This is a genomic window from Thiohalophilus thiocyanatoxydans (assembly GCF_004366735.1).
In the GTDB taxonomy this organism is placed as follows: Bacteria; Pseudomonadota; Gammaproteobacteria; order UBA6429; family Thiohalophilaceae; genus Thiohalophilus; species Thiohalophilus thiocyanatoxydans.
Window position 1 is genome coordinate 28,760 of the sequence record NZ_SOQX01000007.1, and the last position, 14,900, is coordinate 43,659.

General features: G+C 58.6%; 14 protein-coding genes. 6 read left to right on the top strand and 8 right to left on the bottom strand.

Features of this window, described 5'->3' with window-relative positions; translation table 11 throughout:
• Window positions 1–750 precede the first annotated feature (750 nt).
• Window positions 751–1,641, bottom strand: a complete 891-nt coding sequence (locus EDC23_RS11560; RefSeq protein WP_134084732.1) for an alpha/beta fold hydrolase — start codon at window positions 1,639–1,641, stop codon at window positions 751–753.
• 212 nt (window positions 1,642–1,853) lie between these two features.
• On the opposite strand from EDC23_RS11560, the gene EDC23_RS11565 reads away from it, so the two are divergent.
• From EDC23_RS11565 to lpxL, 5 genes are all read left to right on the top strand, one after another.
• Window positions 1,854–2,507, top strand: a complete 654-nt coding sequence (locus EDC23_RS11565; RefSeq protein WP_208321370.1) for a protein-L-isoaspartate O-methyltransferase family protein — start codon at window positions 1,854–1,856, stop codon at window positions 2,505–2,507.
• A 171-nt stretch (window positions 2,508–2,678) separates the two neighbouring features.
• Window positions 2,679–3,002, top strand: a complete 324-nt coding sequence (locus tag EDC23_RS11570) for a rhodanese-like domain-containing protein (RefSeq protein WP_134084736.1) — start codon at window positions 2,679–2,681, stop codon at window positions 3,000–3,002.
• Window positions 3,002–4,327: a TolC family outer membrane protein gene (locus EDC23_RS11575; RefSeq protein WP_134084738.1), complete on the top strand. Its 1,326-nt coding sequence runs from the start codon at window positions 3,002–3,004 to the stop codon at window positions 4,325–4,327. The genes EDC23_RS11570 and EDC23_RS11575 overlap by 1 nt, the downstream gene beginning before the upstream one ends.
• 8 nt (window positions 4,328–4,335) lie before the next feature.
• Window positions 4,336–4,896, top strand: coding sequence for a hydrolase (locus tag EDC23_RS11580; RefSeq protein ID WP_134084740.1), 561 nt, complete (start codon window positions 4,336–4,338; stop codon window positions 4,894–4,896).
• A 20-nt stretch (window positions 4,897–4,916) separates the two neighbouring features.
• A complete protein-coding gene (gene lpxL, locus EDC23_RS11585; protein WP_166668854.1) occupies window positions 4,917–7,130 on the top strand; it encodes an LpxL/LpxP family Kdo(2)-lipid IV(A) lauroyl/palmitoleoyl acyltransferase in 2,214 nt (737 codons plus the stop codon).
• Window positions 7,131–7,428: 298 nt separating this feature from the next.
• Here the strand turns inward: lpxL and EDC23_RS11590 are convergent, their stop codons facing one another.
• Entirely contained in the window at window positions 7,429–8,139 is a 711-nt protein-coding gene (locus tag EDC23_RS11590; RefSeq protein WP_134084745.1) for a 3-deoxy-D-manno-octulosonic acid kinase, read from the bottom strand.
• Window positions 8,140–8,214: 75 nt separating this feature from the next.
• Here EDC23_RS11590 and EDC23_RS11595 point away from each other — a divergent pair, with 75 nt between their 5' ends.
• Window positions 8,215–9,264 carry a glycosyltransferase family 9 protein gene (locus EDC23_RS11595; RefSeq protein WP_134084747.1) on the top strand — a complete coding sequence of 350 codons (1,050 nt, stop codon included), beginning with the start codon at window positions 8,215–8,217 and terminating at the stop codon, window positions 9,262–9,264.
• A gap of 3 nt (window positions 9,265–9,267) precedes the next feature.
• On the opposite strand, the gene EDC23_RS11600 is transcribed toward EDC23_RS11595, so the two are convergent.
• The 6 genes from EDC23_RS11600 to EDC23_RS11625 form a co-directional block, all read right to left on the bottom strand.
• Complete coding sequence (locus EDC23_RS11600; RefSeq protein ID WP_166668855.1) at window positions 9,268–10,338, bottom strand: glycosyltransferase family 4 protein; 1,071 nt, start codon at window positions 10,336–10,338, stop codon at window positions 9,268–9,270.
• A gap of 119 nt (window positions 10,339–10,457) precedes the next feature.
• Window positions 10,458–11,219 (bottom strand): glycosyltransferase family 2 protein, encoded by a 762-nt coding sequence (locus EDC23_RS11605; protein ID WP_134084751.1) that lies wholly within the window; start codon window positions 11,217–11,219, stop codon window positions 10,458–10,460.
• A 4-nt stretch (window positions 11,220–11,223) separates the two neighbouring features.
• Window positions 11,224–12,234 carry a lipopolysaccharide heptosyltransferase II gene (waaF, locus tag EDC23_RS11610; RefSeq protein WP_279585927.1) on the bottom strand — a complete coding sequence of 337 codons (1,011 nt, stop codon included), beginning with the start codon at window positions 12,232–12,234 and terminating at the stop codon, window positions 11,224–11,226.
• A 12-nt stretch (window positions 12,235–12,246) separates the two neighbouring features.
• The gene (gene rfaD, locus EDC23_RS11615; RefSeq protein WP_134084753.1) at window positions 12,247–13,200 is read right to left on the bottom strand and encodes an ADP-glyceromanno-heptose 6-epimerase; all 954 of its coding nucleotides are present in this window, start codon (window positions 13,198–13,200) and stop codon (window positions 12,247–12,249) included.
• Window positions 13,197–14,636, bottom strand: a complete 1,440-nt coding sequence (hldE, locus tag EDC23_RS11620) for a bifunctional D-glycero-beta-D-manno-heptose-7-phosphate kinase/D-glycero-beta-D-manno-heptose 1-phosphate adenylyltransferase HldE (protein WP_134084755.1) — start codon at window positions 14,634–14,636, stop codon at window positions 13,197–13,199. The genes rfaD and hldE overlap by 4 nt, the downstream gene beginning before the upstream one ends.
• Window positions 14,637–14,659: 23 nt before the next feature.
• A complete protein-coding gene (locus EDC23_RS11625; protein WP_243830781.1) occupies window positions 14,660–14,884 on the bottom strand; it encodes a zinc-finger domain-containing protein in 225 nt (74 codons plus the stop codon).
• Window positions 14,885–14,900 lie beyond the last annotated feature (16 nt).

Consider the following 14,900-nt stretch of genomic DNA (forward strand, 5'->3'; position numbering starts at 1 on the left):
AAGGGGGACTGCTTGTGTGACTCCGCCTTGCCTACGCCAGTACTACCTGGATCAGGTTCGGAATGATTCAATTCATCACAGGGTATGTCTCAGCCAGTATCAGATCCCCTCACCCTTCGTCGCTCTCGGCGTCCTGCCTTCCGCGACATTAGTACATCCCTGTACGTCGCCCTCTCCCTGGGGGAGAGGGGAAGTCGGTAAGAACCTGTATTACTCGGCACCCCCGGCGGTCTGAGAGACCAAGTTAATCAATCGGGTAGGACAATGCAATACCGAAAAAGACAGGGATGAGGGTCGAGGTTTTGGTGCGTGGGAAGCACACCCTGCAAAAAATGTTCTTGGAAGGGGGTTCAGAAGGTTTTGCCCGATACCGCTTTGCTATATCGGGCCTACGCCAGGGCCACGATTGGTTCGCAAACCCAAGAGACATCACTTCTCCGCGCCTCTGCGACTCCGCGTCCTCCGCGTTGATCACGGCGATATCCAGAAAAGGAATGCGGGTGTAGGGTGCGTTCTACGCACCGCTTTCTGCCCGAGGCGGGGAGCCGGTGCGTGGGACGCACCCTGCGAAAAAGGGTCGTGGAAGGGGGTTGCGGGTCGGTTTTGCCCGATACCGCTTTGCTATATCGGGCCTACGCCAGGGTCACGATTGACCTGTAAGGCGAAAAAGATCATTGCTCCGCGCCTTTGCGTCTCCGCGTCCTCCGCGTTGATTACGGCGACACCCAGAAAGGGAATGGAGGAGGAGGGCTATTCCGCGATTTCCGGGATTTGACCGCGCTGGAGGAACCGAACGGTGTGAGCGATCACTGCGGGGTCGCGCAGGATACGGCGGTGGCCGAGGCCGTCGGTGCGCAGCAGGTGGCTGCCGGGCCAGGCCTGGTGGAGGATTTCACCCTGGGTGGGGGTGACCTCGCGATCGTCGTTGTCGTGGATCAGCAGGCCCGGGACATTTTCCAGCAGCTCCACGTTGGCCTCGGGGGAGAGCTGCTCCCACACATCCTTGCCGAAGCGGGCGATGACCCGCTCCTCGAACGCCTCGCGGGCGCGCAGCGGCAGGCGCAGCAAGTCGCAGAAGTTGTTGAACAGGTAGGGGATGCGCCCCGGCGGGCTGACCCCGACCACCCGCCGGGCGTAGACCCCCAGATGCCGCAGGGCGTAGGCGGTGACGGCCACCCCGAAGGAGTGGGCGATGATCCCCTCGAACGGCCCGTAGCGAACCGACACCGAACGCAGGGCGTGGGCGATCTCGATGAGATCGGTGCGCTTGCCGGGACTGTTGCCGTGGGCCGGGGCGTCGAAGGCGATCACCTGATAGCCGGCCTGGAGCAAGGGTTCGATGAAGGCGCTCAGCTGGGTGGCGCGGCCGTTCCAGCCGTGCATCAGCAATACCCGGGGCCCCTTGCGGCCCCAGCGATAGAGCGCCACCGTGCAGTCCTCGTGACAGGCGACATATTCGCGCTGCGCGGTATTGAGCCAGACCCGCTCGCGCGGCGGCCGACGAAAGCGGTACGGCGCAAACCAGCGCCGGCAGGCGAGCTCGCCCGCCAGCGACGGCGCCACGCTGCCGAGCAGCGCCAGCCAGGCGGCCTGGGCCCGGACGCCGGTAACATGCAGCCTGGGGGTGTGCGAAATGACCATAAAGGAACTCCCGTCGTCCCGCTCCGGCGGGGAGTATAAATATAGCCTACGTACCGGCGGTGTGCAGGTATAAACAGCCTTTATGGGTAAGCGCCCGATTTTGAAGGTATTTACCCGCCCGGCGCCTTGCGGGGGCGCGGGAAAGACCGTAATCTTGAGCGGCTGACAATAACCATAACAACCGCGCCGTGCGAGGGAGTCCCATGACGGAGATGAATTTCGAGCAAGCCCGTCTGAACATGATTGAGCAGCAGATCCGGCCCTGGGAAGTGCTGGATCAACAGGTCCTGGATCTGCTGATGGAAGTGCCGCGCGAGGAATTCGTCCCGCCCGAGTTCCGCAAGCTCGCCTTCACCGACATGAATATTCCGCTGGGCCACGACGAGGTGATGATGTCGCCCAAGCTGGAGGCGCGCATGCTGCAGGCGCTGGCGATCAAACCCGGCGACGCGGTCCTGGAAGTGGGCACCGGCAGCGGGTATGTCACCGCCCTGCTCGGCCGCCTCGCCAAGCACGTCTACAGCGTCGACATCCACGGCGATTTTGTCGAGGCCGCCCAGGCCAAACTCAGCGCCCACAACATCCAGAATGTCACGCTGGATGTCGGCGACGCCGCCCACGGCTGGGACAAGCACACCCCCTATGATGTGATCTGCCTCACCGGCTCCCTGCCGATCCTGCCCAAAGCCTTCATGCACCAGCTGGCGGTCGGCGGCCGCCTGTTCGCCATCGTCGGCGACCCGCCGGTGATGGATGTCATGGTGATCACCCGGGTCGACCAGGAGGACTGGGCCAGGGAGGACATCTTCGAAACCGACCTGCGGCCGCTGAAAAACGCGGAACAACCGGAGCGCTTCGTTCTCTGACACGCGAAAGCGTGTCAGAGAACGAGCGAGGGCCCAGGGACGAGGGACGAGTAACGAGGAACCCCGAACATCAGAACCGGTCGTACCGCTTACCTCGTCCCTCGTCACTCGTACCTCGTCCCTATTTTTATAGGGATGAAATCAAACAGCTCCGCCCCCATAATAGCGCCCATGAAAAAATTCACGCCGAGCGATCTCAAAAATCATCTGGAACAAAGTCCCGAATCCCCCCTGCTGCTGGATGTGCGGGAACCGTGGGAGTACGAGACCTGTCATATTGACGGCTCCGAGTTGATCCCCATGGGCAGAATTCAGGCGGCGGTTGAATCATTGGACAAGAACCGGGAAACCGTCGTAATCTGCCATCATGGCATTCGCAGTCGTGCCGTCGCCCTTTTTCTCGAACGGGAAGGTTTTAATAATGTGATCAATCTCGAAGGCGGCGTGGACCGCTGGGCCGACGAGGTGGATCCGCAAATGCAAAAATACCGCTAATGAAACGAATACAACTTGTTACCAGTTTAAGTCTGTTGCTGTTCAGTTTGAGCGCCGCCGCCGACGATCTGATGTCGATTTATGAGCAGGCGGTACAACACGATCCGCAGTACCAGGCTGCCGAAGCCGATTACCGTGCCAATCAGGAAGCCAAGGCCCAGGGTCGCGCGCCGTTGCTGCCGCAGGTCAATCTGACCGGCAGAACCGGACGGAACACCACGGATTACAACATCTACGAACCCAATACTAATCGGGAAGGGACCAGCGAAGATTACGACAGCAGCAGTTACAGTCTGTCACTTAGCCAGACTATTTATCGCCAGGATTATTACGTGCAACTGCGCCAGGCCGATGCCCAGGTCGCCCGGGCCGAGGCCAACTTCCGTAACGCCCGGCAGGAACTGATGGTGCGCGTCGCGCAGCGCTATTTTACTTATCTCGGCGCCATCGATAACCTGGGCTTTGCCCGGGCCGAACAAAAGGCGATCGAGCAGCAGCTGAATCAGACCGAAGAGCGTTTCAATGTGGGGCTGACCGCCATCACCGATGTGCACGAAGCCCGGGCCCGCCGCGATCAGGCGGAGGCCCAGACCATCAACGCCCGGAACGAGCTGGAGGTGGCGCGCGAAAATCTGCGCGAGATCACCGGCATGCCCCACGAGGCGATCGCCGAGCTGGACAAGGAGAGCCCGCTGTTGCGCCCCGAGCCGGAAGACATCGATCAATGGGTGGAAACCGCGCTGGATCACAGCCTCTCCCTGATCGCCGCGGAAAAATCCCGTGAAATCGCCGAAGAAGAGATCAACCGGGCCCGGGCCGGGCACTACCCGACCCTGGATCTTGTCGCGGACCATACCTATACAGATACCGATGGCGGCGGATTCGGTGCCCAGGAAACCGAAGAGACCAGCATCGCGCTGCAGCTCAATGTGCCGCTGTTCAGCGGGGGCCTGGTCAAATCCCGGACCCGCGAAGCCGCGGCCCGGCATATCCAGGCCAAGGAGCAGTACATCCAGCAGCGGCGCGCCATCGAACGCGAGATTCGCAGCGCCTACCTGAGCGTGGTCTCCAACATCAGCCAGGTGAAGGCCTTCGCCCAGGCGCTGGAATCGAGCCGTACCGCACTGGAGGCGACCGAGGCCGGTTTTGAAGTCGGCACCCGTACCGCCGTGGATGTGCTCAACTCGCAGCGCGAGCTGTTCCGGGCGCAACGGGACTACGCCCAGTCCCGTTACAACTACATCCTGGAATCGTTCCGGCTGAAACAGGCCGCCGGTGTCCTGGCAGAACAGGATATCCAGCAGGTCAACGCCTGGCTGCAGTAAACCCCGTTATGCCCCAACCGCCCCTGCTGTGCGATGCCGCCACCAGTCAGCTGGTGTTGATCGATATCCAGCAAAAGCTGGCCGCGGCCATGGAAGAGCCGGTGCGCGAGCAACTGCTGCGCAACACCGGTATTTTGAGCCAGGCGGCCAACGCTCTGGGCATTCCCGTGGTCCATACCGAACAGTATCCGACAGGACTGGGGCCGACCGAGCCGGAACTGGCCACCCATCTGAACGATCCCGCCATCGAGAAAACCTGCTTCTCCTGTTACCGCGCGTCCGGGTTTGCCGAGCAGCTGCGTCGTAACGGCCGTCGCCAGATTGTGCTGGGCGGGATGGAGAGCCATATCTGCGTATTGCAGACCGCCGTACAACTGACCGAGCACGGCTATCAGGTGTTTGTGGTTGAAGATGCCATCGCCGCACGGCGCAAGAGTCATCATCGCAATGCGCTGGCCCGACTGCGTCAGGCCGGGATTTCGGTGATCATGACCGAGTCGGCCCTGTTCGAATGGCTGCGGGATGCACAGCATGCGCAGTTTCGCACGCTGTCGAAACTGATTCGCTGATAGCCCGCGGTGATTGGGGTATGATCCCCGCACCTCCATTACCGACGCCGATCATGTCCGACTCCACCAGCCCGTTTCCCGTTCGCGACTACCTGCATCCCCGCTTCTGGCCCACCTGGGTGGGACTGGGCATGCTGTGGCTGACGGCAAAGCTCCCCTATCCGGCCATCAACGCCCTGGGCAAGACCCTCGGTTTGCTGGGCTACGCGCTGATGCCGGCCCGGCGGCGCATTGTGCGCACCAATCTGCGGCTGGCGTTCCCGGAATTCGACAAGCAGACACTGCGTCGAACCATTCGCGAGAACTTTCACTCCACGGCGATGGCGATCTTCGAATCCGGCCTGGCCTGGTGGGGTTCGGAACGGCGCCTGAAATCGCTCTACCGGGTCGAGGGGCTGGAACACCTGCTTGAGGCCGAGGCGCAGGGCAAGGGGGTGCTGCTGCTGGGCGGCCATTACACCACCCTGGAGATCAGCGGCAAATTTCTCGCCTGTCATGTCGAGGGGCTGCGCCCCACCTACAAGCGCGCCCACAATCCGCTGTTCGAAGCGGTCATGGTGCATAACCGCAACAGGATGCTGGACGGGCTGATCCGCAGCCGCGACATGCGCGACATCCTGCGCAACCTGAAACAGAAAAAAATAGTCTGGTATGCCCCGGATCAGGACTTTGGCAACCGGGCCTCGGTCTTCGCCCCGTTCATGGGCGTACCGGCCGCCACCTTAACCCTCACTGCCCGCATCGCCAAAGCCTCGGGGGCGCCGCTGGTGCCCTTTTATTCCGAGCGCCTGCCGGGCAATCAGGGCTATCGGATCCGGATCGGCCCGGTTATCAGCGCATTCCCGACCGGTGATGATGTCCAGGATGCCACCCTGATCAACCAGGCCATCGAGGAGCAGGTGCGGCGTACCCCCGCGCAGTATCTGTGGGCCCACCGGCGCTATCGCACCCGCCCGGACTGGGAACCCAAACTCTATAAAGTACGCCGCCGCAAGGCACTGAAGCGGTACAGCCGGCTGCTGTTTCTTCTGGCCCTGCCGATCACGCTCTATACCCTGTGGACCGCGCTGCGCAACCGCGACAGACGTTACCTGATCGAGCGATTCGGTCTCGGCAATGCCGACATCCGGGCCGATATCCAGCTCCATGCCGCATCGATCGGGGAGTTCAACGCGGCGCTCCCACTGATTCGTCTGCTGCAGCATAATCATCCGGCGTTGCAGATCCTGATCACCATGAACACCCCCAGTAGCCGCCGGGTGGCAGAAAAACAGCTTGGTGACAGTGTCAAATACCACTATTTGCCTGTCGACTGGCAATGGTCCATCAACCGGTACATGCAGCGTGTCAGGCCACAATGTCTTTTGATTATGGAGACCGAGCTGTGGCCCAATCTGTATGAGTATTGTTTTCAGCATGGTATCAAAAACATCATTATTAACGGTCGGCTATCACGGCGCACAACAGAATCATCAAAATTCGTACAACAGATACTCCGGCATACACTCGAATATACTTACAAAGTTTTAACCCGAAGCGAGGAAGATCAACAGCACTATCTGGCGCTTTCCGGCCCGAGAAAAATCAAACTGATGGGCAATATCAAATATGCATCAATCACTCTCCCCCGTGATTCGATGATCGAGCTGACACGGCCCTATGTCCTGGCCGCCTCAACCCGCAACGATGAAGAAAAGCTGATTGTCGAAAGCTGGTTGAAACTGGCTACGCCGCGCCCGCTGCTGGTCATCGCGCCGCGCCATATTCATCGCCTGAACAACATCCTCGACAGTCTCAAACCCCGGTCACTCAATATCGCGGTGCGCAGTCGCCAGGAGCCGATCACGGCCGAGACCGATATCTATATTGCCGATACGTTCGGCGAACTGGCGGGTTTTATTGCCGGGGCCGAATTCGTGCTCATGGGAGGCGGCTTCAAACCCCATGGCGGACAGAATATTCTGGAAGTCGCCCGGGCCGGCAAGGCGGTCATCTTCGGACAGTATATGGATAACTTCCGTGCCGAGGCCAAAGACCTGCTTGCCGCCGGTGGCGCCATACAGGTTGATAATGAGGCCGACCTGGTGGAAGCCATCAAAACCCTGCTTGAGGATCGCCAACAAAGAGAACGCATGGGCGCACATGCCCGGGCGTTCATCGAAGCCAACCACGATATCGCCGAACGCTATCTGGACGAATTGCAGAAGTTGTGCCCTGTACTGAAGAGGGGCTAGGGACTAGATACCAAGTACTCAGAACTCAATTGTAGGCCAGGTTGCTCGCAGTGCTACCTGGCATCCCGCCTCGATTCAAGGTTGTGTCACGCAGGCTACCGCCAGCGTGACCTACACGATTACTCTATTTTGGATTGTTCCAGGGGCGGGCGAAGAATAAAATCTATATGGACCAGTCACTCCACGTAGGCTCGCTCAAGCAACGCGGAGCCAGCATCTCAACTTTTCAGCCGGAACCTCGGAGTTTATGCCCGAACAAGCACTAAGAACCAGAAACTCAGAACTCAGAACTCAGAACTCAACTATACCCCGCCAGCAGCTCCTGCCAGTTGGCTTCGGTGAAATGGAAGGTCTCATTGGCGCCCCTGAGTTTGACCAGTGAGCGGTGCAGTCGCTGCAGGTTGCGTTGTTGCCAACCCTTGCTTCGACGTTTGATGACGCCACGATCAAAATCAATAAGATAGAAACGCCCTGCCCTGTCCTGCAGGATATTGTTGGCATTGAGATCGGCATGATAAACCCCCTGCTCATGGAAGCGCCCGATCACTTTGCCCAGGGTGTTCCACTGCCCGGCATCCAGCTTGCCGCTTGTCAGGATTCCGCCCAGCGCGCGGGCGCCGGGGATGCGCCGGGTCATGATATCGGCGGTATAGACCAGTCCGTGGCGAACAATTTGCGCCGCGATCGGCCGGGGGACAGGCAGACCCGATTCACGCAGACGCTGTAACAGGTGCATTTCGCGCCAGGCGCGGGTCAACCCCAGTCCGGTCCAGAGATAGCGATCCGGTGACCAGCGCGCGATCAGCCCGCCACGGTGGTAGTGTCGCAATGCCAGCTCGTGATCCTGATAGGTGACAAAAAAGGTGGTTCCACGGCCATCGGCAAAACCGACAATCGCATCCCGTCGCGCCCAGGCATCGGAGGTAAACAAAATCTGCTCCGGCTCATCGAATGTCTCATCATCATAAATGATATAGCGCTGACCGGCTTTACGGGTAACAAAACTCATCCTGCATCCCAAACTGTTGTGTTATTAAAACAATCTTAATAGTATAGATTAAATCCACCACCGCTATACACAGTCATGTCCCGCTCCCGAACCAGAATTCTGATTGTACGCAATGACAAACTTGGCGACTTCATGTTGAGTCTGCCTGTCTTTGCCGCGTTAAAGAGCAACTTTGAAAACTGTGAGCTCCACGCCCTGGTCCCCTCCTATACGCGTGATATGGCCGCGATGTGCCCCTGGATCGATCAGATTGTACTGGATCCGGGCCAGAGCCCGGGAAGCGGCGGGTTGATGCGGCTTTCACGCGAGCTTCGCAGAGGTGAGTATGATGCGGTCATAACACTCTTTTCGACAACCCGGATTGCGCTTGCAACCCTCCTGGCCGGCATCCCGATACGATTTGCGCCGGCCACCAAGATTGCCCAGGTGTTTTACAACCGGCGTATTACCCAGCGCCGCTCCAGGTCCCTGAAACCCGAATATGAATATAATCTTGATCTGGCCTACGCGTTTCTGAACAGCCTGGGAATCGAACACCCGACCCGGCCCCTTCCACCTTATCTCATTTTTCCGGCCGACGAACTAACCGCGCTGAAAAATGACTTTATAAATACGCACAATATCCCCCCCGAAAGCCGACTGGTGTTTGTACATCCGGGGTCCGGGGGATCGGCCAACAACCTTTCGCTGGAGAGCTACGCCTCGTTGATACAGCAGTTGAGTGCCGATTCAGGACTCCACTTTGTTCTGAGTGCCGGTCCCGGCGAGCAGGCCGGCATGGAAAACGTTGCCGACCTGCTGCAGGATGTTCCGCATACCCGATATATTTCCCAGCAGGGATTGACGGCTTTCGCCCGGCATATTGCTATTGCCGATCTCTTTATCGCCGGTTCCACCGGGCCTTTACACATCGCCGGCGCCCTCGACGTACCGACTGTCGGCTTTTACCCTCGACGGCGTTCGTCCACCGCATTGCGCTGGCAGACACTCAACAGTGACGACAAGCGGCTGACCTTCTCCCCGCCCGACAGTGCCGCTGAGGACGACATGGCGGCCATCGACATTACCGGGACCTCGAAAAGCATCCATACATTTATACAGGCATTGAATAATCGCCAGGGATAAAACCTAGTCGGGCATCTGTTCATTACTGCCAGCGCGCTTGCTCCCTGCAAGATCGGTAAAATAACGATATAACACTCTGAAGTGTTCTCTCTGATCGAATACCCGCTCCGCTTTTGCCTTGCCGGCCGCGGCAAGTCGCTTTTTGCTCTGCGGGTCGTCAACGAGCATTCGCAATTGTCCGGCCAGCGCCTGACTGTCCGCCGGTCGAAACAGCAGGCCATCCAGGTCATGCTCTATAATCTCGGGCACACCGCCGCTGTCGGAACCGATCACCGCCACGCCGGCCCGCATGGCTTCCACCAGCACCAGTCCAAAAGTTTCTTCATGAGAAGCCAGTATAACCACGTCACAAACCTGCATCCATGACTGCGGTTCTTCGACAAAATCCATAAACTTGATGTAGTCGGAAAGACCCGAGGCATTGACTTCCTGTTTGAGTAACTCAAGATAACGGTCGTCCATCGGATGGCCGACAATCAACCCATGAATATAATGACCTTCGGCATGCAGCTTCCGGATCGCCTCAATCACCAGGTACTGCCCTTTCGTATCCTTGATCCTGCCGAAGATACCGGCCAGGAAAGCCCCGGCCGGAATGCCCGGTTTTTCTCTTAACCCGGCTTTTTCCTCGGTGCTGAGAATTTTTGCGGGCTCAGGGACACCGTGATAGTGCGTCAGAATCCGATCTTCAAGCTGAGCGGGAAGAAATCGCCTGAGATCAGATTCCATCTGTCGGGTTATCGCGAGAACAAGATCGATATTCTTGTAGAAAAAGGTATGATAAATGTCGTTCTTGTAGCGGGTAATCTTCATATGCCGGGTAAAAACCAGCCGGGGCTTTTTCCGTGACAGCCGCTTTGCCAGTGATGCCAGTGGTAAATCCTTAACCCAATGCGCATGAATAATATCAGCGTCAAAACGATCAATGATCTTCGCCAGCTTTCTGGCGGCCAGCAACGGAAAAGGTTTAAATCCTGGCTTCAGCTCTTCGATACCGAGGGTATGGCGTTGATACATTGAACTCAACTTGCTGCCCGGCCTGACAACACCAAGCATGTTGGCTTTGTCACTCAAAATCATGGAACACCTGAAGGAATATAGCTCAAGTCCGCCAAGCGAGGGGGAAAGACATAGCTCGATAATCTTCATAATCTGTAATTCGCTGGCAGCACTTATTATCTATATCGTGGAGATTATAATTTATTGCGGCTTGATAATTCTTTTAATTCGATTAATTTCATATACTTCATATATGCATGAAATGCCGTGGTGACAGCGACTGTAATTCCGTCCTGCCCCTGAAATATTCCGCCTTTGAAAATCAACTTGCGAATAAGCGCGCCTGTGGCATGCAGGGCCGGGGTAAACCGGGTGACTTTGACACCTTTTTGATGTTTTGCCCAGGCATCGCGACTGCTTAACTGGTTGATTCGCTCTACCCAGTGGGTATAGTCCCTGTACGTAAAATGCTCTATATGCGCGTCAAGCCTGGCAATGTTTTCACCCTCGACCCTGGAGTGGGCCTTTCTGGGCAGATAGCCCGCGCGTTCTCTGTGATAGAGCCTGACTACGCGATCGGGATAAAATCCAGCAGCCTTGATCCAGTGTTCCCCGACAAAGTTGCGTCTTTTCAGGGAATAGCCATCATAGTGACTGTTAACGAGATCGAGGTTCTGGATCGCCTCGATCGTATCCTGTTCCAGTCTCTCGTCGGCGTCGATACTTAGTATCCAGTCATTTTTCGCCCCGGGGACGGCAAATGCTTTTTGCGGACCGTCACCAAGATAGGCCTGCCTGTACACCGTTGCGCCGGTGCTCTCTGCAATCTCCACGGTTTTATCCTGACTGAGTGAGTCAACCACAATCACCTCATCGCAAACCTTCTGTACCGACAGAATGCAGTCACGGATATTTTCTTCTTCGTTCAGCGTTATGATGGTCGCGGTTATGGACATGGTTTTATCCTATTTCTCCGGCCACAATTTCCGGCGTGATTGTATACAGACAGTTGGTATGCCCCAGCGGACAGGTCCGCTCGAAACACGGGCTACAGTCCAGCCCCTGGTAAATAATCCTGGCCTTGTCTGAAAGAGGTGGCGTATAAGCAGGATCCGAGGAACCGTAAATGGCAATAACTTTCGTCCCGGCCGCGCAGGCCACGTGCATCAGCCCCGAATCATTGGTTATTGCCTGATCGCACAACGCCAGCAGATCCACCACATCCACCAGTTCGGTCCTGCCACACAGATTGGTGATGCCATCGGCTACCGCAATCTGCTCACCCAGTCCGGATTCTTTTTGCGAACCCAGGACCCAGACCTGTTTCCCCTGACTCACCAGTTTACGTGCCAGCTCGGCATAATACGCTGTTGGCCAGCGCTTGGCCGGGCCGTATTCGGCCCCGGGCATCATGGCGATGATCGGCTTGTCGGTCGTCAGGCCCAGTTTCTCCAGGCAGACCTGCTGGTTGTGCGGATCGACCGCCAGATGGGGTTGCGGTATCGATGGCGCGGCATTCACCTCGCCGTCCAGCCCCAGGGCAACGAAACGCTCTACGGTCCGGTACAGCACACGCTTATCCAGTGGCCGGGTATCGTTGATGAAACCGTAACGCAGCTCCCCCCGGTAGCCGGTGCGTCGGGGGATGCGGGCAAACCACGGGACCAGTGCCGCCTTGAAGGAACGCGGCAGGACGATGGCCTGATCATAACGATGCCGGCGCAGGGCATGGCCGAGCGCCCGACGTTTGCCCAGCCCCAGTTCGCCGTGTTGCACGGGCAATGGGATCCCCTCGTGGACTTCGGGCATGCGTGCCAGCAGCGGTAGCGACCATTTGGGCGCAACCACATCAATGACGGGATTACCGCGCTGCTGTTTGAGGGTCATAAACAGGCTCTGGGCCATGACCATATCACCGACCCAGGCGGGGCCGATCACCAGGAGTCGCTCGGAAGGGGAGGTCTCGCTCACCGGTCGCCGTGATTACTGGCTGTCGCGGTGCAGCCACCGCATGTAGTCGGTGACACCCTGTTCGACGGTTTTGAAAGGGGCCGCGTAACCGGCTTCGCGCAGGGCCGTGATATCCGCCTCGGTAAAGCTTTGATAACGGCCCTTGAGATGCTCCGGGAAGGGAATGTATTCGATCTCGCCCTTGCCGTGCCAGGCGATGACCGCTTCAGCGACATCCTTGAAGGTCTGGCTGCGCCCGGTACCCAGGTTGAAGATACCGGATTTGTCCGGGTGATCCATAAACCAGAGATTCACATCCACCGCATCGCCGACATAGACAAAATCACGGCGCTGTTCGCCGTTGCCGTAACCGTCGCAGCCTTCGAACAATTTGGCCTTGCCGTTTTCCGTGATCTGGTTGTTCACATGGAAGGCGACGCTCGACATGCTCTCCTTGTGCTGCTCGCGCGGTCCGTAGACATTGAAATAACGGAAGCCCACCACCTGGCTTTTGGCCTCGGGCAGATGGCGGCGCACGTACTGATCGAACAGGAACTTGGAATAGGCGTACATGTTGATCGGCTGTTCATATTCGCGGCTCTCTTTGAACACACTGCCGGAACCGTAGACCGAGGCGGACGAGGCATATAAATAAGGAATCTTGCGCTCCAGGCAGTAATGCAGCAAAGCCCTGGAATAGTCGTAATTGTTTTCCATCATGAACTTGCCGTCCCACTCGGTGGTGCTGGAACAGGCGCCTTCATGGAAAATGGCTTTGACCTTTTTGGCGAAAGTGTCGCCGGCCTTGATGCGCGCGATGAATTCCTGCTTGTCGAGATAATCGGCGATCTCGCAATCGGCAATGTTCTTGAACTTCACGCCGTTGGTGAGATTATCTACCACGATAATGTCCGACTCGCCGCGGTCGTTGAGCGCCTTGACGATATTGCTGCCGATAAAGCCGGCGCCGCCGGTCACGATAATCATGATTCCGCCTTCTGTTTGCCTGTGATGTTTTTGATAATGTCGGTGGTGGAGTGGCCTTCGATAAAGTCCAGCACTTCCACCTTGCCGCCGGTGTCCAGCACGCATCGAGCCCCGGCGATCTCTTCGGGTTTGTAATCCCCGCCCTTGACCAGCCGATCCGGCAGCACATTGCAGATCAGCCGTTCGGGGGTGTCCTCGCTGAAGGGCACCACCCAGTCGACGCATTCGAGCGCGGATAACACGGCCATACGCCGTTCGACCGTATTGATCGGCCGCGACTCGCCCTTGAGCCGCCTGACCGAGGCGTCGTCGTTGACCGCCACCACCAGGCGATCGCCGAGCTTGCGCGCCTGCTGCAGATAGAGCACATGGCCCGGATGCAGGATATCGAAACAGCCGTTGGTCATCACCACCGTCTCGCCGTGATCGCGGGCGTCTTTGACCAGCCGCACCAGCAGATCCTCGTCGACCACGCCGGTTTCGATCTCGTGCTGGGCGCGGGCGGCGCGGCGCAGCTCGTCGATGTTCACCGTGGCGGTGCCGAGTTTGCCGACCACGACACCCGCCCCCAGGTTCGACCAGGCGGTGGCGGCGGCGAGATCCTCGCCGGCGGCTATTGCCGCGCCCAGCACCGAGATCACCGTATCGCCCGCGCCGGTGACGTCGAACACCTCGCGGGCATGGGTGGGCATGTGCAGGGCCTCCTGGCCGCGGCGCAGCAGGGTCATGCCCCGTTCACTGCGGGTGATCAACAGGGCATCCAGTTCGAACTGCTCGATCAGGGCCATGCCCTTGCTGACCACCTCCTCATCGTTCCGGCAGTGGCCGACCACGGCTTCAAATTCGGTCAGGTTGGGCGTGATCAACGTGGCGCCGCGATAGCGTTCGAAATCATTGCCCTTGGGATCGACCAGCACCGGGATCTGTTTGTTGCGCGCTGCCTGAATAAAGGCGCGCGCCTCGCGCAGGGTGCCCTTGCCGTAATCGGAGAGGATCACCGCGCCCATGCCGTCGAGCTGCTGCTCGAACTGGCGCAGCAGATCCTCGGATTGATAACTTTCGAAGCCGTCCTCGAAATCGAGCCGGATCAACTGCTGATGACGGCTGAGTACGCGCAGCTTGGTCACCGTGGCGCAGCCGGCCAGTTTGCTGAAGCGACACTCCACCCCGGCGGTGGTCAGAATATCGTCCAGGGCGTTACAGGCTTCATCATCGCCGGTCAGCCCCATCACCCGGGCCGCACCGCCCAGCGCGGCGATATTCAACGCCACGTTGCCGGCGCCGCCGGCCCGCTCCTCGGCCTCGCCGACCCGCACCACCGGCACCGGCGCCTCGGGGGAAATGCGCGAGGTGTCGCCGTGCCAGTAGCGATCCAGCATCAGATCGCCGAGGACCAGGACCCGGGCCTGTTCAAACTGGGGGAGTTGGAGTTTCATGGTTGCTCGCCGGGGCTCGCCGCTTACAGATCCTTGAGGATATAGATGGCGCCGCAATAGGGGCACTTGGCTTCGCCGCCCTGCTCCTCGATGGGCAGATAGACCCGCGGATGGGAATCCCACAGGGTCATGTTGTCCATCGGACAGTGCAGCGGCAGCTCCGCACGGGTCACTTCGTACCGGCTGGCCGCATTGGCCTGCACCGGCTTACGGGTTGCCGGTGATTGCTGTTTCGTATTCTGGGTCACTGCCTTCGCCTCCTCG